The organism is Paraburkholderia sp. 40 (genome assembly GCF_050434105.1).
Lineage (GTDB): Bacteria > Pseudomonadota > Gammaproteobacteria > Burkholderiales > Burkholderiaceae > Paraburkholderia > Paraburkholderia tuberum.
In genome coordinates, this window is the sequence record NZ_JBNPVY010000004.1 from 2,309,304 (window position 1) to 2,330,177 (window position 20,874).

Annotated in this window: 16 protein-coding genes, 1 tRNA gene and 1 riboswitch; of the genes, 13 read left to right on the forward strand and 4 right to left on the reverse strand. The window is 63.9% G+C overall.

Annotated features, from left to right (window positions below):
• Positions 1–38 precede the first annotated feature (38 nt).
• Both recX and recA read right to left on the reverse strand, forming a co-directional pair.
• On the reverse strand, positions 39–797 hold the full coding sequence (recX, locus tag OKW28_RS32435) for a recombination regulator RecX (RefSeq protein WP_429451610.1): 759 nt from the start codon (positions 795–797) through the stop codon (positions 39–41).
• A gap of 7 nt (positions 798–804) precedes the next feature.
• A complete protein-coding gene (gene recA / locus OKW28_RS32440) occupies positions 805–1,881 on the reverse strand; it encodes a recombinase RecA (RefSeq protein ID WP_018421721.1) in 1,077 nt (358 codons plus the stop codon).
• A 253-nt stretch (positions 1,882–2,134) separates the two neighbouring features.
• On the opposite strand from recA, the gene OKW28_RS32445 reads away from it, so the two are divergent.
• The 4 genes from OKW28_RS32445 (at position 2,135) to OKW28_RS32460 (ending at position 6,524) form a co-directional block, all read left to right on the forward strand.
• Positions 2,135–2,923 carry a response regulator gene (locus OKW28_RS32445; protein WP_429451612.1) on the forward strand — a complete coding sequence of 263 codons (789 nt, stop codon included), beginning with the start codon at positions 2,135–2,137 and terminating at the stop codon, positions 2,921–2,923.
• A gap of 9 nt (positions 2,924–2,932) precedes the next feature.
• The gene (locus tag OKW28_RS32450) at positions 2,933–4,492 is read left to right on the forward strand and encodes a sensor histidine kinase N-terminal domain-containing protein (RefSeq protein ID WP_429451613.1); all 1,560 of its coding nucleotides are present in this window, start codon (positions 2,933–2,935) and stop codon (positions 4,490–4,492) included.
• Between the two features lie 207 nt (positions 4,493–4,699).
• Positions 4,700–6,358, forward strand: coding sequence for an MFS transporter (locus OKW28_RS32455; RefSeq protein WP_429451615.1), 1,659 nt, complete (start codon positions 4,700–4,702; stop codon positions 6,356–6,358).
• 89 nt (positions 6,359–6,447) lie between these two features.
• Positions 6,448–6,524, forward strand: a tRNA-Met gene (locus tag OKW28_RS32460).
• Between the two features lie 182 nt (positions 6,525–6,706).
• Here OKW28_RS32460 and OKW28_RS32465 read toward each other — a convergent pair.
• Positions 6,707–7,918, reverse strand: coding sequence for an MFS transporter (locus OKW28_RS32465; protein WP_429451616.1), 1,212 nt, complete (start codon positions 7,916–7,918; stop codon positions 6,707–6,709).
• A gap of 299 nt (positions 7,919–8,217) precedes the next feature.
• Positions 8,218–8,317: riboswitch (guanidine-I (ykkC/yxkD leader) on the forward strand.
• Between the two features lie 57 nt (positions 8,318–8,374).
• Between OKW28_RS32465 and OKW28_RS32470 the strand changes: the two genes are divergently transcribed.
• The 8 genes from OKW28_RS32470 to OKW28_RS32505 all read left to right on the forward strand — a co-directional run bounded on the left by OKW28_RS32470 (position 8,375) and on the right by OKW28_RS32505 (position 18,669).
• Entirely contained in the window at positions 8,375–9,445 is a 1,071-nt protein-coding gene (locus tag OKW28_RS32470) for a putative urea ABC transporter substrate-binding protein (protein ID WP_429451618.1), read from the forward strand.
• A gap of 75 nt (positions 9,446–9,520) precedes the next feature.
• The gene (locus tag OKW28_RS32475; RefSeq protein ID WP_429451619.1) at positions 9,521–10,333 is read left to right on the forward strand and encodes an ABC transporter permease; all 813 of its coding nucleotides are present in this window, start codon (positions 9,521–9,523) and stop codon (positions 10,331–10,333) included.
• A complete protein-coding gene (locus OKW28_RS32480; RefSeq protein ID WP_429451621.1) occupies positions 10,330–11,121 on the forward strand; it encodes an ABC transporter ATP-binding protein in 792 nt (263 codons plus the stop codon). Before OKW28_RS32475 ends, OKW28_RS32480 begins: the two co-directional genes overlap by 4 nt.
• Positions 11,122–11,134: 13 nt before the next feature.
• Positions 11,135–11,851 carry an urea amidolyase associated protein UAAP1 gene (locus OKW28_RS32485; protein ID WP_429451622.1) on the forward strand — a complete coding sequence of 239 codons (717 nt, stop codon included), beginning with the start codon at positions 11,135–11,137 and terminating at the stop codon, positions 11,849–11,851.
• A gap of 15 nt (positions 11,852–11,866) precedes the next feature.
• Positions 11,867–12,508 (forward strand): urea amidolyase associated protein UAAP2, encoded by a 642-nt coding sequence (locus OKW28_RS32490; protein WP_429451623.1) that lies wholly within the window; start codon positions 11,867–11,869, stop codon positions 12,506–12,508.
• A gap of 172 nt (positions 12,509–12,680) precedes the next feature.
• Positions 12,681–16,280: an urea carboxylase gene (gene uca / locus OKW28_RS32495; RefSeq protein WP_429451625.1), complete on the forward strand. Its 3,600-nt coding sequence runs from the start codon at positions 12,681–12,683 to the stop codon at positions 16,278–16,280.
• Positions 16,281–16,297: 17 nt separating this feature from the next.
• Positions 16,298–18,130 carry an allophanate hydrolase gene (gene atzF / locus OKW28_RS32500; RefSeq protein WP_429451627.1) on the forward strand — a complete coding sequence of 611 codons (1,833 nt, stop codon included), beginning with the start codon at positions 16,298–16,300 and terminating at the stop codon, positions 18,128–18,130.
• Between the two features lie 200 nt (positions 18,131–18,330).
• A complete protein-coding gene (locus OKW28_RS32505) occupies positions 18,331–18,669 on the forward strand; it encodes a hypothetical protein (protein WP_184066583.1) in 339 nt (112 codons plus the stop codon).
• A 76-nt stretch (positions 18,670–18,745) separates the two neighbouring features.
• On the opposite strand, the gene OKW28_RS32510 is transcribed toward OKW28_RS32505, so the two are convergent.
• Positions 18,746–19,189, reverse strand: a complete 444-nt coding sequence (locus OKW28_RS32510) for a MarR family winged helix-turn-helix transcriptional regulator (protein WP_090801762.1) — start codon at positions 19,187–19,189, stop codon at positions 18,746–18,748.
• Between the two features lie 206 nt (positions 19,190–19,395).
• Between OKW28_RS32510 and OKW28_RS32515 the strand changes: the two genes are divergently transcribed.
• Positions 19,396–20,865: a DHA2 family efflux MFS transporter permease subunit gene (locus tag OKW28_RS32515; RefSeq protein WP_429454537.1), complete on the forward strand. Its 1,470-nt coding sequence runs from the start codon at positions 19,396–19,398 to the stop codon at positions 20,863–20,865.
• Positions 20,866–20,874 lie beyond the last annotated feature (9 nt).

Sequence of the window (20,874 nt, forward strand, 5' to 3'; positions counted from 1 at the left end):
ACGGCGCGGCAATTGCCCTACCCGTCGAGACTGGCGTGTTAGTCGCCGTCCCCGATGTCGTCGATACCCTTCAGTATCTTGCCGATCGTCGCGCCGGAGAAGCCGCGCGACGCGAGAAAGCGCGCCTGCTTCGCGCGCTCGGCCGGCGTTTGCGGCAACTGGCCGAACTTCTTGCGCCAGAGCGCCTGGGCGCGCGCGAGTTCGGTTTCGCGCAATTGCGCACTCGCCTCTTCGACGAGCGCCGGATTGAGCGCGTGTTGCTTCAGTTCGCCGAGAATGCGGCTCGTGCCGAGCCGCGATGCGCGCCGATGGATCAGGCTTTCCGCGAAGCGCGAGTCGGATAGCCAGTTTTCGGCCTGCAGCGCGTCGAGCACCGTGTCGAGCGAATCGGTTTCCTCGACGTAAGGCTTCAGCTTGCGGGCGAGTTCGGCGCGGCTATATTCGCGGCGCAACAGATAGCCGAGCGCGCGCGCTTTCAGCGAACGGGCGGGGCGTTGGGATTTTCTGCTGTCGTCTTCGTCGGACCGGCCCGGCTTCTCTTCGCCGGATTGGCGGCGCGAGCGGGTGTAGGTGACTTCGGAGGGGATTGGGGAATCGAGTCCGGAGGAATCCCGGCTGGACGACGCTGCAGCGGGCGCAGACCGCGTACGCTGCGGGCCGCGGCTCGCGGCGCGGTCATGTGCGTCGAACGATTCGAACGGATCGCCGGACTCAGGCGATCCGTCCGCCGCGTCGCGCGGGCCGTCCGGATAGCGTCCGGAGTCGAAACCGGACAGCGGCCGGCCTTTGCGTATCACTTGATGCTTACTCTTCTTCGCCCGCGACTTCAGCGTCCGCGCCGGTCACGGCGTTCGCCATCGCGGTGACGCCCAGCGATTCGCGGATACGGTTCTCGATTTCCCGAGCGATGTCCGGGTTTTCGCGCAGGAATTCACGCGCGTTGTCCTTGCCCTGACCGATGCGCTCGCCGCTGTAGCTGTACCATGCGCCGGCCTTGTCGACGATCTTCGCCTGCACGCCGAGGTCGATGATTTCGCCCTGACGCGAGATGCCCTCGCCGTACAGGATGTCGAAAATCGCTTCACGGAACGGCGGCGCCACCTTGTTCTTGACGACCTTCACGCGGGTTTCGTTGCCGATCACTTCGTCGTTCTTCTTGATCGAACCGATGCGGCGAATGTCCAGACGCACCGACGCGTAGAACTTCAACGCGTTACCGCCCGTGGTGGTTTCCGGGTTGCCGAACATCACGCCGATCTTCATGCGGATCTGATTGATGAAGATCACGAGGCAGTTCGTGCGCTTGATCGTGCCGGTCAGCTTGCGCAGCGCCTGCGACATCAGACGCGCCTGCAGACCCGGCAGCGAGTCGCCCATTTCGCCTTCGATTTCCGCCTTCGGCACCAGCGCCGCGACCGAGTCGATCACGATCATGTCGATCGAGCCCGAGCGCACCAGCGCGTCGGCGATTTCGAGCGCCTGTTCGCCGGTGTCCGGCTGCGAGACCAGCAGGTCGGCGACGTTCACGCCGAGCTTGCCCGCGTATTGAATGTCCAGCGCGTGTTCCGCGTCGATGAACGCCGCGGTGCCGCCGAGCTTCTGCATTTCGGCGACGACCTGCAGCGTCAGCGTGGTTTTACCGGACGATTCCGGACCGTAGATTTCGACCACGCGGCCGCGCGGCAAACCGCCGACGCCCAGTGCGATGTCGAGGCCGAGCGATCCGGTGGAGACCACCTGGATGTCTTCGACTGCCTCACCTGCGCCGAGCCGCATGACCGACCCTTTGCCGAACTGCTTTTCGATCTGCGCGAGCGCGGCGGCGAGAGCCTTGCTCTTTTCAGCAGTCAGTCCAGCCGAGCCTTTCTTGCTTTCTTCCATGAATCGTCCTTTGCTATGATGAACGGCGTCTGAGGCAGGTGTGCACCCGTGGTTCCACTCGAATTGAGCGGAGTCTCCAGGACATCACACGAAACGCAGACACTGTATAAAAAAACAGTAGTTTTGGCAAGCGCGATTGTGATGTGAACGCGCATTTTTACTGTCGCGTCGCCCCAACTACCCACAATAATGTTCGGAGACCGCTGCGCACCGGGGCAACCCCACGGTGCCGGCAAAGCCAGGCTGGCGCATCATGCGAATTCTGATTGCCGAAGATGACAGCATACTCGCGGACGGTCTGGTTCGATCACTCCGCCAATCGGCCTATGCGGTCGATCACGTGAAAAGCGGCGTGGAAGCCGATACCGCGTTGTCAATGCAGACGTTCGACCTATTGATCCTCGATCTGGGCCTGCCCCGCATGTCCGGGCTCGAGGTGCTGCGCCGCCTGCGCGCGCGCAATTCGAACCTGCCCGTGCTGATCCTGACCGCCGCCGATAGCGTCGACGAACGCGTCAAAGGCCTCGACCTCGGCGCCGACGATTACATGGCCAAGCCCTTCGCGCTGAACGAACTCGAAGCGCGCGTGCGCGCGCTGACACGGCGCGGCGCGGGCGGCGGCCCGACCGTCGTGCGGCATGGCTCGCTGTCGTTCGATCAGGTAGGCCGCATCGCCTACGTCAACGACCAGGCGATCGATCTGTCCGCGCGCGAGCTCGGGCTGCTCGAAGTGCTGCTGCAACGGATAGGCCGGCTGGTCTCGAAAGAGCAGCTCGTCGACCATCTATGCGAATGGGGCGAGGAAGTCAGCAACAACGCGATCGAAGTCTACGTGCACCGGCTGCGCAAGAAGATCGAACCGAGCGGCGTGCGCATCATCACCGTGCGCGGGCTCGGCTACTGTCTCGAAAAAGCGGCGCCGCCGGCGAATGCGAGTGCGCCCGCCACCCCGGCCGGCTCCGAGCCGCAGACGGCACAAGCGGCACAAGCGTCCACCGCGCCGTCGTCCGCCGCGATGCCGGCGAGCCACCACTACAAATAGAGGCCCGCGATGTCCGCACGCGCTGATCGCGCCACGGCGCACGCTGCGGACCTCGACGAGGCGCGCGACGCGCGCTACGCCAATCCGTTCGCCCCGCCCGACGAAACCGAAGCCGCCGCCGAAGCGCGTCCGCGCTCGCTGTTCGGCGAAATTCTCGACTGGATGCTCGCGCCGCTGCTGCTGCTTTGGCCGATGAGCCTCGCGGTCACCTATCTGGTCGCGAAGTCGATTGCGAACGGGCCGTTCGACCGCGCGCTCGAAACCGACGCCTACGTGCTCGCGCGCCAGATCCATCCGGTCAACGGCGTCGCGGAGCTGTCGCTGCCCGAGTCGACGCGCGATTTCCTGCGCGCCGACAACGTCGACAGCGTGTTCTTTCAGGTGCTCGGCACGCGCGGCGAACTCGTGGCCGGCGAGCGTGACATGCCACTGCCGCACGAGGAGGACCGCCCGCCACCGGGCCTCGTCGAATTCCGCGACGACGTGCTGCGCGGCAACGACATCCGCGTCGCCTACACGACCGTCGAGTTTCCGCAGACGCCGGGCGCGCAGGCCGTGCTCGTGCAGGTCGCCGAAACGCTCGACAAGCGCAGCCAGCTCGCCAACGACATCATCAAGGGCGTGATCCTGCCGCAGTTCGTGATCCTGCCGCTCGCGATCCTGCTCGTGTGGTTCGGGCTGTCGCGCGGGCTCGAGCCGCTGCATGCGCTGCAGGCACATATCCGCGCGCGCCGGCCGGACGATCTGTCGCCGCTCGAAGCGCGCCGCGCGCCGCCGGAAATCGAGCCGCTCGTCACGTCGTTCAACGATCTGCTCACGCGCCTCGAACAGAACATGGAGCTGCAGAAGCGCTTCATCGCCGACGCCGCGCATCAGATGAAAACGCCGCTGGCCGGCCTGCGCACGCAGGCCGAGCTCGCGCTGCGCCTGAACGCGTCGGCCGAGGTTCATCGCTCGCTCGAACAGATCGCGACGAGCTCCGAGCACGCCGCGCGGCTCGTCACGCAATTGCTCGCGCTGGCGCGCGCGGAAAACCGTCGGTCGGGACAGATCTTCACGCCGCTCGAACTGGGCGAACTCGCGCGCAGCGCGGTGCGCGAATGGGTGCAGGCCGCGCTCGCGAAGCAGATGGACATCGGCTACGAAGCGCCCGACGAGCCGGTCGAAGTCGCCGGCAATCCGGTGATGCTGCGCGAAATGCTGTCGAACCTGATCGACAACGCGATCCGCTATACGCCGGCGGGCGGCCGCATCACCGTGCGCGTGCGGCACGACGTCCCCGCGCGGCTCGTGCATCTGGAGGTTGAGGACACCGGGCTCGGCATTCCGGCCAGCGAGCGCTCGCGTGTGGTCGAGCGCTTTTACCGGATTCTGGGCCGCGAGGGCGACGGCAGCGGCCTCGGCCTCGCGATCGTGCGCGAGATTGCGGCAATGCACGGCGGCGAGCTCGCCATCGACGACAACGTCTACCAGGAGTCGCCGCGGCTCGCCGGCACACTGGTGCGCGTCAGCTTGCACGTGCTCGAACGGGGCGGGACTTACCCTAACGCGCCTCTATCGTCAGCTTGACGGGCAGCGTATTTTTGAGATATTTCAGCGCGGGTTGCGCGAACATACCAGCACATTAGCGGAAATTGAACGCCTATTCGTCGGCTTACCGGACTACCCCAGGTTCCGGCGCCGAGTCAGAACGCCGTAAGTTTCCACTCCAATAATCGGTTGCACGTGAACGCCTGTGCCGGCGATCCGCGTGTATATCAATATTGGAGACGACATATGGCTACCGTTGGCGGGCAATTCTCGCACGTGCCGATGACGCGCGAGGAGAAGCGGGTGATCTTCGCATCGTCGCTGGGTACGGTTTTCGAGTGGTATGACTTTTATCTGGCCGGCTCGCTTGCGGCCTTCATCAGCAAGAGCTTCTTCTCCGGCGTCAATCCGACCGCGGCGTTCATCTTCACGCTGCTCAGCTTCGCGGCGGGCTTCGCGGTGCGGCCGTTCGGCGCGATCGTATTCGGGCGGCTCGGCGACATGGTCGGGCGCAAGTACACGTTCCTGATCACGATCATCATCATGGGCCTGTCGACGTTCCTCGTCGGCTTCCTGCCGGGCTACGCGGCGATCGGCATCGCTTCGCCGGTGCTCTTCATTGCGATGCGCCTGCTGCAGGGTCTCGCGCTCGGCGGCGAGTATGGCGGCGCCGCGACCTACGTGGCCGAACACGCGCCGGCGAACCGCCGCGGCTTCTACACCGCATGGATCCAGACTACCGCCACGCTCGGTCTGTTCCTGTCGCTGCTCGTGATTCTCGGCGTTCGCACGTTCATGGGCGAAGACGCGTTCGGCGCCTGGGGCTGGCGCATTCCGTTCGTCGTGTCGATCCTGCTGCTCGCGGTGTCGGTGTGGATTCGCCTGCAACTGCATGAGTCGCCGGTGTTCGCGCGCATCAAGGCCGAGGGCAAGACCTCGAAGGCGCCGCTTTCCGAAGCGTTCGGCCAATGGAAGAACCTGAAGGTCGTGATTCTCGCGCTGCTCGGCCTGACGGCCGGCCAGGCTGTCGTCTGGTACACGGGCCAGTTCTACACGCTGTTCTTCCTCACGCAGACGCTGAGGGTCGACGGTTCGAGCGCCAACATCATGATCGCGCTCGCGCTGCTGATCGGCACGCCGTTCTTCCTGTTCTTCGGCTCGCTGTCGGATCGCATCGGCCGCAAGCCGATCATCATGGCCGGCCTGCTGATCGCCGCACTCACCTATTTCCCGCTGTTCAAGGCGCTCACGCACTACACGAACCCGGCGCTCGAAGCGGCAACCGCGAAGTCGCCAATCGTCGTGATCGCCGATCCGGCCGAGTGCTCGTTCCAGTTCAACCCGGTGGGCACGGCGAAGTTCACGAGCTCATGCGACATCGCGAAGGGCGCGCTGTCGCGAGCCGGCCTGAACTACAACAACGTCGCGGCTCCTGCCGGCACGATCGCGCAGATCCGCGTGGGCGATACGGTCGTCAACACGTTCGACGGCCGCGCCGGCGACGCGAAGGAGCAAGCCAAGACGTTCGAGAAGACGCTCGCCGCGACGCTGAAGGCCGCCGGCTACCCGCCGAAGGCCGATCCGGCTCAGATCAACTGGCCGATGAGCATCGTGATCCTGACGATCCTCGTGATCTACGTGACGATGGTCTACGGGCCGATCGCGGCGATGCTGGTCGAGATGTTCCCGACGCGAATCCGTTATACGTCGATGTCGCTGCCGTACCACATCGGCAATGGCTGGTTCGGCGGCTTCCTGCCGGCCACCGCGTTCGCGATCGTCGCGGCGAAGGGCAACATCTACTCGGGGCTCTGGTATCCGATCATCATCGCGTTGGTCACCTTCGTGATCGGCATGCTGTTCGTGCGCGAAACCAAGGACTCGGATATCTACGCGAAGGATTGAGTGGACCGACAACAGCCGGAGCTATCTGAAAAAGTTGGGAGCCGGGGGTTGACAGCCTCCGGCTCCCCCAGCATAATTTCGCTTCTTTCGGCGAATTAGCTCAGTCGGTTAGAGCGACGGAATCATAATCCGCAGGTCCGGGGTTCGAGTCCCTGATTCGCCACCAGCTTCAAGAAAAAGCCGCTGTCCCACAAGGACAGCGGCTTTTTTGTTTTGAAACGCTGCCACGAAGCCTGACGACCGATGGGCATCCGAGTTCAGGCAGACGCAGCGACACACCACTCAAGGTTGGGGGAATAGCGGCAACAATGCGCGCATTTTCCAGACGGATACCCCGGCTATGCCACGTTAGCTCAGGTCGTGAAGAGATTGAGCCGGTGTCGGGTGAAAGAGCAGCAGCACCACGGTCATCAGACCGAAGGCTGCGCCCGCATAAAAGGTCGTGGCTGCGCCCAGACGTTCCCACAACTGGCCTGCGATAACGCTCGAAACCAGCGTCACGATGCCGCTCAGCAGATTGAAGAAACCGAACGCAGTCCCGCGCAGATGCGCAGGTGCCGTGTGCGCGACCATCGTAGCGAGCAGGCCTTGCGTCATCCCCATGTGCAGCCCCCACAGCGCTACGCCTACGACGACTATGCTCCAGTGGGTGCCGTGTGCAAGCACGAGGTCGGCGCCAATCAACGCGATCAGACCACCTATCAGCAGCCGCGTATGCCGCATCGTGTCCGCGAGCTTCCCGAACGGATAAGCGGACAGCGCGTAGACGATATTCATTGCCACCATGACGAGCGGAACGAGCGCAATCGGTACGCCGCTGCCCATCGCACGCAGCACCAGAAAAGCCTCGCTGAATCGCGCCAACGCAAAAACGGCGCCTATCCCTACGACCCACCAGTAGTCCAAACCAAGCTCCCTGAGACTCTGCCACCGCACAGGATTGCTTCTTTTGGCGCGAGGCTCGTGCTCAGGCTCCGTGATACCAACCGTCAACAGCGCGACCGCGAGCACACCGGGAATGACGGCAAGCCAGAAGGCAAGCCGAAAATTATCTGCCCATATCAGCATGATGAGAACGGCCAGCAGCGGTCCGAGGAACGCACCGACCGTATCGAGCGACTGGCGCAGACCGAAGGCCGCGCCACGCAGGTGCTGCGGCGTGACATCCGCGATGAGTGCATCGCGAGGCGCACCGCGAATGCCCTTGCCGACACGGTCAATGATGCGCGCCGTCACCACGACTCCAACCGACGACGCAATGGCAAAAAGCGGCTTGCTCATTGCGCCGAGCGAATACCCGGTTACGGCGAGCCACTTTCGGTTGCCGAGGTAGTCACTCAGCGTTCCCGAAAACACCTTGACCATCTGGGCCGTGGCCTCCGCGATGCCCTCGATGAGCCCAATCGTGCCGGCGCCGGCGCCAAGGCTTGCCAGCAGAAACATCGGCAGCAGGCTGTGGATGATTTCGGATGAGATGTCCATGAAAAGACTCACACATCCCAGAACCCACACGCTGCGTGGAATCTGCCGGACGACATTGACTTGCGGTTCGTTTCGCATTTGATAGGAATGGCATCAAATAACACGTTCGAACGGCGCAGACGCATGCGAGCACCAAGGCAGCCCGCTACGACCGTTACATCTTATCTGGCATCGCTGAGTCGGATACCCGTCCTCTCACGCCCGAATCGAGTGCACTCCCTGACACACATCAGTGCACACCTTCCCCGCCCCAGGGCAAAAACTTGCCCTTCGCCGCACAAAGCTAACGACCAACCCGCGGTATGGCCACTGGCACACTTCCCGCTTTAAAGACCGCGCAAGGAGCCGGCGCAACCTCCGGTTCGACAAACAATCTGGAAATGGACGGCTAGGGTTCCGGCCTGCTTCACGCAGGTGCTGGTCCGAGAGCTGTCGACCTCAGGCGAGGTTACACGGCGGGACAAAAGCCCGGGAGAGAACGCGATGTTTGCGCTGCTCCCTGCCGTCGCTAACCGTCCCCTCCGAGGTCAACCCATGTTCAAGCTCGTTCGCTGTCTTGGCATCGCCGCTGTCTCCCTCGCCACCTTCGCCTCGAGCCCCACGTTCGCCGCGGGCCGCAACGACTTCAAGGTTTGCTGGACCATCTACGCCGGCTGGATGCCATGGGGTGAGGCGAAAACCCAAGGCATCGTGTCTAAATGGGCCAGGAAATACGGCATCAATGTCGACGTCGTGCAGCTGAACGACTACGTCGAGTCCATCAATCAATACACGGCCGGCAAGTTCGACGGCTGCGCGATGACCAACATGGACGCGCTCACGATTCCCGCCTCCGGCGGCGTGGATTCGACGGCCCTGATCGTCAGCGACTATTCGAACGGCAACGACGGCGTGCTGATGAAGGGCAAGAGCAAGCAGATCGCCGACCTGAAGGGGCAGCAGGTCAACCTCGTGCAGTTCTCCGTCTCCCACTACCTGCTCGCACGCGCGCTCGAAAGCGCTCACATGAGCGAGCGCGACCTCAAGGTCGTGAACACCTCGGATGCCGACATCTCGGGCGCATTCGCGACCCCCACGGTTCACAACGCGGTCACCTGGAATCCGATGCTCGCGGACCTGAAGTCACAGCCGAACGTCAGCGAAGTCTTCGACTCCAGCAAGATCCCCGGCGAAATCATGGACATGATGGTCGTCAACACGAAGACGTTGCAGCAGAACCCCGCCCTCGGCAAAGCGCTGACCGGTGCATGGTTCGAAATGGTCGCGCTGATGCACACGGACTCCGCGGCCAGCACGTCCGCGCTGAACGCGATGGCGAAGGCCTCGGGCACCGATCTCGCCAACTTCAAGGGCCAACTGTCGACGACCGCGCTCTTCTATTCGCCGCAAGCCGCGCTCGACTTCGTCACCAGCGCCGACATGCCGAAGATCATGACGCGCGTCGCGAAGTTCTCTTTCGATCACGGCCTGCTCGGACAGGACGCGAAGAGCGCGGACGCGGTCGGCATGGCGTTCGACAAGGGCGTCGTCGTCGGCAACAAGAACAACGTCAAGCTGCGTTTCGATCCGACCTACGTCGCGATGGCGGCCGCGGGCAAGCTCTGACTCGGACCTTCCAGGCACTCGCCGGGGGCTCGCTATCGCGGGCTCGCATCCCAGCTTTCCAACCAGGCGCTCACCATGCGACTCATCAATCGACATCCGAGCCGGATCGGCGGCTTGATGCTGCTTCTGCTGCCGTTCGTCGTGCTGTTCGCGGTCTACTTCACCGGGTCCTCGATGCGGCTCTCGCTCAATCCCGATGACAAGCTGCTGCCGAGCGCGGCGCAAATGAGCGACGCGGTGAAGTCGGCCGCCTTCACCGAGGACAAGCGCACCGGCGAGTATCTGTTGTGGACCGACACGCTGTCGAGCTTGCGGCGGCTCGGCATCGGCCTTGTCGTCAGTGCCGTGATCGCACTGGTGGCCGCGATCGCGACCGGTTCGTTTCCGCTCGTCAGCGCGACGCTGTCGCCATTCATCACCGTGATCTCAATGGTGCCGCCGCTGGCGGTGCTGCCGATCCTGTTCATCGTGTTCGGGCTCGACGAGTTGTCGAAGGTCGTGCTGATCGTCGTCGGCATCACGCCGGTGATCATTCGCGATCTGCATGCCCGCACCCGCGAGATTCCGGTCGAGCTGTGGGTCAAGGCGCAGACGCTCGGCGCCACCAGCTGGACGCTGATTCTGCGTCTGGTGCTGCCGCAACTGCTGCCGCGTCTGCTGGCGGCGACCCGTCTTTCTCTCGGCGCGGCGTGGCTCTTTCTGATCGCCGCCGAAGCGATCGCGTCGACCGATGGCCTCGGCTACCGCATCTTTCTCGTGCGCCGCTATCTGTCGATGGATCTGATCCTGCCGTACGTCGCGTGGATCACGCTGCTCGCATGGCTCACCGACGACCTGCTGCGCCGGATCACGCAATGGTGCTTCCCGTGGTACGGAGGCACGCGATGATCGAAGTCCGCAACGTCTGGAAAGAGTACGGCGACCAGGTCGTGCTCGAGCGTTTGAATCTGACCGTCAAGCAAGGCGAGTTCTGTTCGATGGTCGGCGCGTCCGGCTGCGGCAAGTCGACGTTTCTGCGCCTGCTGCTGGGTCAGGAGCGCGCGACGCGCGGCGAGATCCTGCTGGACGGCAAGCCGCTGCCCGGCGAACCGGACAGGCATCGCGGCGTCGTGTTTCAACGCTACTCGGTGTTCGACCATCTGAGCGTGTTGCGCAACGTAATGCTGGGGCTGGAGCTTCCACAGGCGAAGTTCACCGGCCGGCTATTCGGTGCCCGTCGGCGCGTGGCGCAAGACGAGGCAGCGGCCATGCTCGAGCGCGTCGGGCTGGCCGCGGCCTTGAACAAGTTTCCGCAGCAGCTGTCGGGCGGCATGCAGCAACGCCTCGCGATCGCGCAGGCGCTGATGATGAAGCCTCGCGTGCTGCTGCTCGACGAACCGTTCGGCGCGCTCGACCCCGGCATCCGCAAGGACATGCATGAGCTGCTCTCCGGCCTGTGGCGCGAAGCGAAGCTCACGATCTTCATGGTCACGCATGACCTGAAAGAAGGCTTCACGTTGGGAAGCCGCGTGCTGGTTTTCGACAAGGTGCGCGTCGACCCACAGGCGCCGGGCGCCTATGGCGCGCGCATCACCTACAACATTGCGCTCGACCGTAGCCGCGATTCCATGTCCGCCGTGCATATCGCCGAGGCTGCCGTGCGAGGCGCATCGCATATCGAACTGGTCTCCGACTGAAGGGAACTCAGGTATGAACTCAGCTACGACCTTATTGCTTGAAGAAACCGTCCCAGGCGGCGGCCATACGTCGCTGATCGTCAAGCGCGGTCAATCGCTGCGCGTGACCGACCTGCGCGGCGGTGCGAACGTCAGCGTGATGATGGTCAACGCGACGGAAAAGAGCGAACGGCTCAATCTGCCGGATTCGTTGAAGTGCCAGCACACGGCCAGGCTCACGGTCGGGCACTGCCTGTACTCCGACATGGGCCGCGTGCTTGCCGCGATCGTCGCGGATACCTGTGGCTGGCACGACAGCATCGGCGGAGCTTCGAACGCCGACGAGGTCCGCGAACGATACGGAGCAGGCCGCTACCAGGAGCTGCGCAACGCGTTCTATCGCAACGGCACGGACAACCTGCTCGTCGAAATGGGCAAGTGGGGACTCGGCATCACTGACCTGCTGATGACGCTCAATCTGTTCAGCCGTGTCGATGTCAGCGACGACGGCGTTCTCAGTTTCGTGCCAGGAAACTCAAAAGCCGGCAACTACATCGAGCTCTACGCACCGATGAACACGCTCGTCGTGCTCACCGCGATCCAGCACCCGCTCGACCCGAACCCCGAGTACGCGCCGAGACCCGTCAAGCTCGAGTTGAGCGACGCGCGGCCCGAGGTCGCCGAAGTTTGCCGCACCGCATGCGAAGAGAACGCACGCGGTTTCATCAACACAGAACGCTTCTTTCTTTGAGCGAAGGCCACGCTTATGACCAGCACGCTTATCGTCAGCGACAAACGTCCGGAAACCGCGGTCTATCGCGAGACACTCGCCGCCGGCGAGCCGTGGCTTCACGAGGTGAAGGCCGGGCAAACGCTGCGCATCGTCGATCTCGAAGGCAACCAGGCGGTCGACACGCTGTTCTACAGCCTCGCCGATCCGCGCGAGCGCTTCGACCCTCAACGCACGTTGCGCCGGCAAAAAAGCCTCTACCTGACGTCGGGCTCGGTGCTGTACTCGAACCTCGGCAATCCGATGCTGACGATCGTCGCCGACACGTGCGGCCGCCACGATACGCTCGGCGGCGCCTGTGCGCAGGAGAGCAACACGGTGCGCTACGCATTGGAGAAGCGCTACATGCACAGCTGCCGCGACAACTTCCTGCGTGCCTGCGCTCATGACGGCCGCCTGTCGAAGCAGGACATCGGCGCGAACGTCAACTTCTTCATGAACGTGCCGGTGACGGCCGAAGGTGGGCTCACCTTCGAAGACGGCATTTCCGCGCCGGGCAAGTACGTCGAATTGCGCGCCGAGATGGATGTCATCGTGCTGATCTCCAACTGCCCGCAACTGAACAATCCGTGCAACGCCTACAACCCGACGCCCGCGGAGCTGCTGATATGGAATTGAAGCGCATCCGCCACTGGCTTTTTCTCCTCATGCTGGTTCGCTCGGGCCGGTACTTCAGCCGTACGCGCGAAGAACTGACCCAGACGCATCGCTGACGCGACTTCGGCCGTGGACGACCACGGCCGGCCATTCCCACGGCGGGACGGCCCGCCTCCGAATCAACACACCTTCCATGTTCGAGAAGATTCTGATCGCCAATCGCGGCGCTATCGCGTGCCGCATTCTCAGGACGTTGCGCGAACTCGACGTGACCGGCGTCGCCATCTATGCGGAAGCCGACAGAGCGAGCCGCCACGTCAGCGAAGCGCCCGCAGCGCATGCGCTAGGCGACGGTCCAGCCGCGCTGACCTATCTCGACGTGGACAAAATCCTCGCGATTGCGCGTCGCGAAGGCGTGCAGGCGATCCATCCCGGCTACGGCTTCTTATCGGAGAACGCGGCGTTCGGCGAAGCCTGCGAAGCGGCCGGCATCGCGTTCATCGGACCGACACCCGCGCAGCTTCGCGCGTTCGGCCTCAAGCACACGGCCCGCGAAATCGCGGCCAACGAAGGGGTCCCGATGCTCAAAGGCACCGGGCTGCTCGCGGACTTGCCGGCGGCGCTCGCGGCGGCACAGGGCATCGGCTATCCGGTGATGCTGAAGAGCACCGCGGGCGGCGGCGGCATCGGCATGCGGGTGTGCTGGAACGCCGACGAACTCGGCGCCCATTTCGATGCCGTGAAGCGCCTCGGCGAAAACAATTTCAGCGATGCCGGCGTATTTCTGGAGAAGTACATCGAACGGGCGCGGCATCTGGAAGTGCAGGTATTCGGCGATGGCAAAGGCGACGCGCTCGCGCTTGGCGTGCGTGACTGCTCGGTGCAGCGGCGCAATCAGAAAGTGCTCGAGGAAACGCCCGCCCCTTGCCTGCCGGACGGCATTCAGGCCGCGCTCTGCGAGGCAGCGGTCAAGCTCGCGAAAGCCGTCGACTATCGCTCCGCCGGCACCGTCGAATTCGTGTACGACAGCGCCGCCGAACAGTTCTACTTCCTCGAAGTCAATACGCGTCTGCAGGTCGAGCACGGCGTCACCGAACAGGTGTGGGGCGTCGACCTCGTGCGTTGGATGATCGAACTGGCGGCCGGCACGCTCGCGCCGCTGAAGCACCTGGCGGCGAGTCTAACGCCGCGAGGGCACGCGATCCAGGCACGACTCTACGCGGAAGATCCGGGGCGTGATTTCAAACCGAGTCCGGGCCTCTTGACCGATGTCGCGTTCCCGCACGCTGACGGGCGCGCATTGCGCATCGATACATGGATCGAGGCCGGTTGCGAAGTGCCGCCGTACTTCGACCCGATGCTCGCGAAAGTGATCGCGTGGTCGCCGACTCGCGATGAAGCGCGCAATGCGCTCGACGATGCGCTGCGCAACACCCGCCTCTACGGCGTCGAGACCAATCGCGACTATCTGCGCCAGATTCTGCGCGACCGGCCGTTCGCGTCGGGCGAACCGTGGACTCGATGTCTCGAAGGGCTCAGGTATCGGGCCAGCACGGTCGAAGTCGTCAGCGGCGGCACGCAGACGACGGTGCAGGACTATCCCGGCCGGCTGGGCTACTGGGCAGTCGGCATCCCGCCGTCGGGGCCGATGGATGACCGGGCGATGCGGCTCGGCAATCGCCTGCTCGGCAATGCGGCCGACGCCGCCGCTCTTGAAGTCACGATGAGCGGGCCAACGCTGCGCTTCAACGCAGATGCCGTGGTCGCCATCACCGGCGCGCAGATTCCGGTGCTGCTCGACGATGTCGCTCAGCCGCTGAACACGAGCCTCCATGTGCCGGCGGGTTCGACGCTGGCGCTCGGCACGATACGCGGCGCGGGCGCGCGCGCTTATCTGTGCGTGCGCGGCGGCTTCGACGTCGCACTGTATCTCGGCAGCCGCAGCACCTTTACGCTCGGCCAGTTCGGCGGACATGGCGGCCGCGCGATCCGCGCGGGCGACGTGCTGCATCTTTATCCGCTCGACGATGCGCAGGCCGGCGCGGCGCTCGTCGACGCGCCGACGCTCGACGGCGTGCGCACCCTTCGCGTGATCTATGGCCCGCACGGCGCACCCGAATACTTCAGCGCCCGCTATATCGCGCAGTTGCTCGACACCGAGTGGGAGGTTCACTTCAACTCCAGCCGTACCGGCGTGCGCCTGATCGGACCGAAACCCGAGTGGGCGCGCGAGGACGGCGGCGAGGCTGGACTGCATCCGTCGAACATTCACGATAATCCGTACGCGGTCGGCGCCGTCGACTTCACCGGCGACATGCCCGTGATTCTCGGACCCGACGGCCCGAGTCTCGGCGGCTTCGTCTGTCCGGTGACGATCATCGAGGCGGACCTCTGGCAGATCGGCCAGTTGAAAGCAGGCGACAAGATCCGCTTCGCGCCCGTCGAAGTCGAAGAAGCGCGTGAGGCTGCGCGTGAGCGTCGTCGGGAACTGGAGAGCCTCGAGATTGCACCGAGTGCGCCGAGCGAAAGAAGAGCATCGCTGACGTCGCCGATCGTGCTCGATACCGGGGCGGACCGCGACAGACTCGTCGCACGTGTATCCGGCGACACACATCTGCTGCTCGAAATCGGTCCAGCGGAACTCGACCTCGTGGCACGGTTTCGCGGACATGCGCTGATGCAGTCCCTCGAAGCGCAGCATCTGACTGGCGTCATCGATCTCACGCCAGGCATCCGTTCGCTGCAGATCCACTACCGGCCCGAGGATCTGCCGCTCGCCAGGTTGCTCGACATCGTCGCGCGGGCGTGGGACGAGGTCTTGTTGCACAAGGATCTGCGCGTGCCGTCGCGGGTCGTTCATCTGCCGCTGTCATGGGACGACCCCGCATGCCAGCTCGCGATCGAAAAATATATGACCACCGTGCGCAAGAACGCGCCGTGGTGCCCGAGCAACCTCGAATTCATTCGCCGCATCAATGACCTCGACTCCATCGACGCGGTCAGGCAAATCGTCTTCGATGCGAGCTATCTGGTGATGGGCCTCGGCGACGTGTACCTCGGCGCACCCGTCGCGACACCGCTCGACCCTCGTCACCGGCTGGTCACGACAAAATACAACCCGGCCCGTACGTGGACCGCGGAGAACTCGGTCGGCATCGGCGGCGCTTATCTGTGCGTGTATGGCATGGAAGGGCCTGGCGGCTATCAATTCGTCGGCCGCACGTTGCAGATGTGGAATCGCTACCGCGAAGTCGCGGATTTCGCCGGACAGCATTATTTGCTGCGCTTCTTCGACCAGATTCGTTTCTACGAAGTATCGGCCGACGAACTGTTGCGCATCCGCGCGGACTTTCCGCTTGGGCGTTTTCCGTTGCGGATTGAAGAGTCCGAGCTTTCGTTGCCGGACTATCAGGCGTTTCTCGCTAGCGAATCCGCCAGCATCGAGCAGTTCCGTTCAAGGCAGCAGGCGGCCTTCCAGGCCGAACGCGAGCGGTGGCGTGAAGCGGGCACCTCGGAAGTCACGTTCGAGACGCCGGTCACCGAAGACACTCAGTTAGCTCCGCTTCACGACGGCGAAGTCGCCGTGGACAGCGAGATCGCCGGCAGCCTCTGGCAAGTCAAGGTGAAAACCGGCGACGCGGTCGACGCGGGCGACGTGCTGCTCATCATCGAGTCGATGAAGATGGAAATCCCGGTGTGTGCGCCGTGCGCCGGAACGGTCGGCGAGATCTACGTGGCGCCGGGTTCGCCCGTGCGCGCGGGGCAACGCGTCGCTGTCGTCGAACGTCACTAATTATCTGGACGCAAACCATGTCTTCATTCTCGTCATTCGATCTTCGCCTCCCGACACTTCGCTCCGCATACCTTGATGGAACGCTCACACCGCGCAGGCTCGTCGCTGAACTGCTCGAAAAAGCTGCGATGCTCAATCCATCGTTCAATCTGTTCATCCATCTTCTGACCGAAGATGAAGTCGCACCCTACCTCGACTGGCTCGACACGCAGGACGTTGAAAGCCTGCCGCTCTATGGCGTTCCGTTCGTGATCAAGGACAACATCGATCTCGCCGGCATTCAGACGACCGTCGGGTGCCCCGCGTTCGCGTACACGCCGTCGCGATCGGCGAGCGTCGTTGCGCAATTGATCGCGCTCGGCGCGGTGCCGCTCGGCAAAGCCAATCTCGACCAGTTTGCGACCGGTCTGAACGGCACCCGGTCGCCGTATGGCAAGTGTCGCAATAGCGTGCATCCCGACTATCCGTCGGGCGGCTCGAGCGCGGGGTCGTCACTCGCGGTCGCGCTCGGCGTCGCCAGTTTCGCGCTCGGGACCGACACGGCCGGTTCCGGTCGCGTGCCTGCCGCGCTGAACAATCTCGTCGGTCTCAAGCCAACTAAAGGCCTACTGTCCACCGCGGGTGTGGTGCCCGCGTGCCGCACGCTCGATTGCGTGACGTTCTTCACGGCGACGGCGGAAGAAGCGAGCGAGTTGCTTGCGTTGAGCGCGCACCCCGATCCTCGCGATGCATACAGCCGCGCGAATCCGCAATGGAATACGGCACGCGCGTTTGGCAAGCCCACGGCGTTCAAGTTCGGCGTGCCGGCGCAACTGGAATTCGCCGGCTGTTCCGAGAGCCCCGGGCTGTTCGCGAAGGTGCGCGCGTTGCTCGAAGAAGCAGGTGGTGAAGCTGTCGAAATCGACTTCACGCCGTTTGTCGAAGCCGCCAATCTGCTCTATCAGGGGCCGTGGGTGGCCGAGCGTTACAGCGTGGCGGGCGAGTTGATGACGGAGAAACCCGCTGCGGTTTTGCCCGTCATTCGCGATGTGTTGGCGAAGGCACCCGGCGCGAGCGCGGTCGAACTGTTTCGCGCGCAGTACCGCTTGCAGGAATTGAAGGCCGTCTGCGATGCGTCGATCGATCCACTCGATTTCGTTCTGACGCCGACGTATCCGCGTGCCGTGACGCTCGACGAGTTGGAGCGCGACCCCATTGGTCCGAACTCCTTGCTCGGCTATTACACGAACTTCATGAATCTGCTGGACTATGCTGCCGTCGCTACGCCGACCGGTTTCATGAAAAATGGTTTGCCCTGGGGCGTGACCGTCTTTGGCCGCGCGTTCACCGACCAGTATCTGTTGGCTGTGGCCGACCTGCTGCAACGAAAGAGCGGCGCGCACTGCGTCGGAGGTCTAACCGTCGGGCCGGAGCCGCGCGGCGAACGATGCGCGGCGAGCCACGATCGCATGCGGATCGCGGTCTGCGGCGCACACATGCAAGGTTTGCCCCTCAACCGCGATCTGCTTGCCCGACGCGCGCGGCTCTTGCAGGCCACTCAGACTGCCGCGCAATACCGGTTGTCGGCGCTGTCTGCGTCAGCGGACGGCACGAGGCGTCCAGGCCTGTGGCGCGTCACCGATGGCGGCGCAAAAATTGCTGTCGAAGTGTGGGAAATGCCCACCGCGGAGTTCGGCTCGTTTATTTCGACCGTTCCGTCTCCGCTGGTTCTGGGGAAGGTCGAACTCGTCGACGGTTCGTGGGTTACCGGTTTCCTCTGCGAGCCGTATGGCGTGCAGTCGGGAACCGATATCTCGGAGTTTGGCGGATGGCGAGCATGGCTTGCCAGCGAGCGTTGCGCGAGCTTCTGATGGAACGAACGATGAGCAGCGGCGTCGCAGGGAATGGGCAGTGAAGCGCCGCGGGTTTGGTCGGCACCTCCCTCTCTTGAGAGAATAGCGTCACGAGCAAGCCTGGCAAGTTCTCTCTTAGGGGTTCTAATGCGCCCCTACGATGCAGGACCCGACAGGCTTCCTTCCGCAATTCCGTCGCAACTACGAGAGGTTCCTTGATGACGCTCCGCACCGTCGCGCTCGCCGCAACCACCGCTGCGCTCACGCTCGCCGGCACGACCGCCGCCCTCATCGCACAAGCTCAAACGCCGAGCACCGCCGACAGTCAATGGCGCGCCAGTTCCACCATGCTCGCGACGCTGCTGCAGGACGGCTACAAGATCGTCGCCGTGGTCAACAACGGTCCCGCCGACACGATCTTCGTGCAGCGCGATCAGAGCGCGTTCAAATGCATCGATCCGCAGCAACCGGATGCAAAAGCAAAAACGTCGGTGGCGCCGGGCTGTTACGAGCTGGTACCGCCGAGCGGCGCCACGCCGGCGTCGGAATCCAGATAACGTGATTTGAAGCGCGAGCTCAACGTAACCCCGGCTCGCGCGAAAGACTTCGGCGTCGCGCCAACACCGCGACGCTTCAGCGATCCACGAGCCGGCTCAGATTGCCGCGCACCCGCTGCAGCAGCGCGATCAACCGCGCCGCTTCTTCATCGCTGAAACCATTGAGCGCTTCGAGCGCGACCTCGTCGCCGACCTTGCGCGCCTTGCCGAGCGTGCGCTCAGCCTTCGGCGTCATGCGCACCTGGCGCTCGCGGCGATCCTGCGGATTCGCGGTCCGCTCGATCCAGCCGCCCTCCTCCATCCGGTCGAGCAGCCGGCCCGCCGAGATCGGCGCGACTTCGAGCAGATCCGCCAGCCGGGCCTGATTGATGTCGCCGTAGTGGCCGAGATAGGCCAGCACGCGACACTGCGCGCGCGTCAGATCGACCGACGACCTCGCGAGATCGTCGAACCGCTTGCCCGCCAGCCGGCCGACGTCGTAGATCAGAAAGCCGAAGCGCTCTTCGAATTGGGTTTTCATGCGCCGATTATACGGAAGCACTTCGGCGTACAGCGCGGACTGCGTATGCGTTCTATCCTCAGCACAACTCCCGATAGCGCCAATCCGTATTGACGATATACTAAGCATGCTTACCATATCGAGCCTCCCCACCATTCATGTCTTCCGCCTCCACGTCGGCGAGCGCCACTGAGCTGCTCAACCGGCCGATGATCACGATCTCGATCATGCTTGCGACGCTCATCCAGACGCTCGACAGCACGATCGCCAACGTGGCGCTGCCGCATATGCAAGGCACGCTGTCCGCGTCGCAGGACGAGATCACGTGGGTGCTGACCTCCTATATCGTCGCCGCCGCGATCGCCACGCCGCTCACCGGCTGGCTGGCGGATCGCCTCAGCGTCAAGCGGCTGCTGCTGATCGCGATCGGCGGCTTCACGGTGTCGTCCGCGCTATGCGGGCTCTCCGAGACGCTGCCGCAGATCGTCGTGTCGCGTCTGTTGCAAGGGATCTTCGGCGCGTCGCTGGTGCCGCTGTCGCAGTCGATCCTGCTCGACATCAACCCGCGCGAAAAGCAAGGCCAGGCGATGGCCGTGTGGGGCATGGGCGTGATGGTCGGGCCGATTCTCGGCCCGACGCTCGGCGGCTGGCTCACCGATAGCTACAACTGGCGCTGGGTGTTCTTCATCAACGTTCCGATCGGCGCGATCGCGCTGTTCGGCGTCGCGAGCTTCCTGCCGACGCGCGAGCCGAAACACGACGTGAAGTTCGACGCGTTCGGCTTCCTCACGCTCGGCCTCGCGATCGGCGCATTGCAGGCGATGCTCGATCGCGGCGAGCAGCTCGACTGGTTTTCGTCGACCGAGATCGTGATCGAGGCGCTCGTCGCGGCAATCAGCTTCGCGTTCTTTCTCGTGCACACGGCCACGATCGGCGAGCGCTCGTTTTTCAAGTACAAGTTGCTGAAAGACCCGAACTTCGCGACCGGCACGTTGTTCATCTTCGTGATCGGCGCGGTGATGTACGCGACGCGTGCGCTGCTGCCGCCGATGCTGCAAAACCTGATGGGCTATCCGGTCGCGACCACGGGCCTCGTCACCGCACCTAGCGGCGCCGGCACGATGGTCGCGATGCTGATCGCCGGCCGGCTGCTCAAGCGCGTCGACGCGCGGCTGTTGCTGCTCTGCGGTTTCCTGATATCGGCGTTCGCGCTGTGGCAGATGATGCAGTACACGATCGTGCTATCGGCATCGGACATCGTGTGGCCCGGCGTGATCCAGGGCTTCGGACTCGGCCTCGTGTTCGTGCCGCTGTCCACGCTGACGTTCTCGACGCTGTCGCCGGAGCTGCGCGCGGACGGCACCGCGACTTATAGCCTGATGCGCAACATCGGCAGCAGTATCGGCATTTCGGTCGTGCAGACGCTGATGACGCGCAACACGCAGATCTCGCACGCGGACCTCGCTGCGAACGTCACCGCGTTCAATCCGGCGCTCCAGTCGATGCTCAACAGCGGCTCGAACTATGACATCGCGGCGCTGAACGCGTCGATCACGCAGCAGGCGGCGATGGTCGCGTATCTGAACGACTTCAAGCTGATGTTCGTGGCGACGCTGCTGGTCATCCCGCTGTTGGTGCTGATCCGGCCGTCGCACAAGGCACCGGATGCGTCGATCGCGCATGCGGCGATGGATTGAGACCGAATG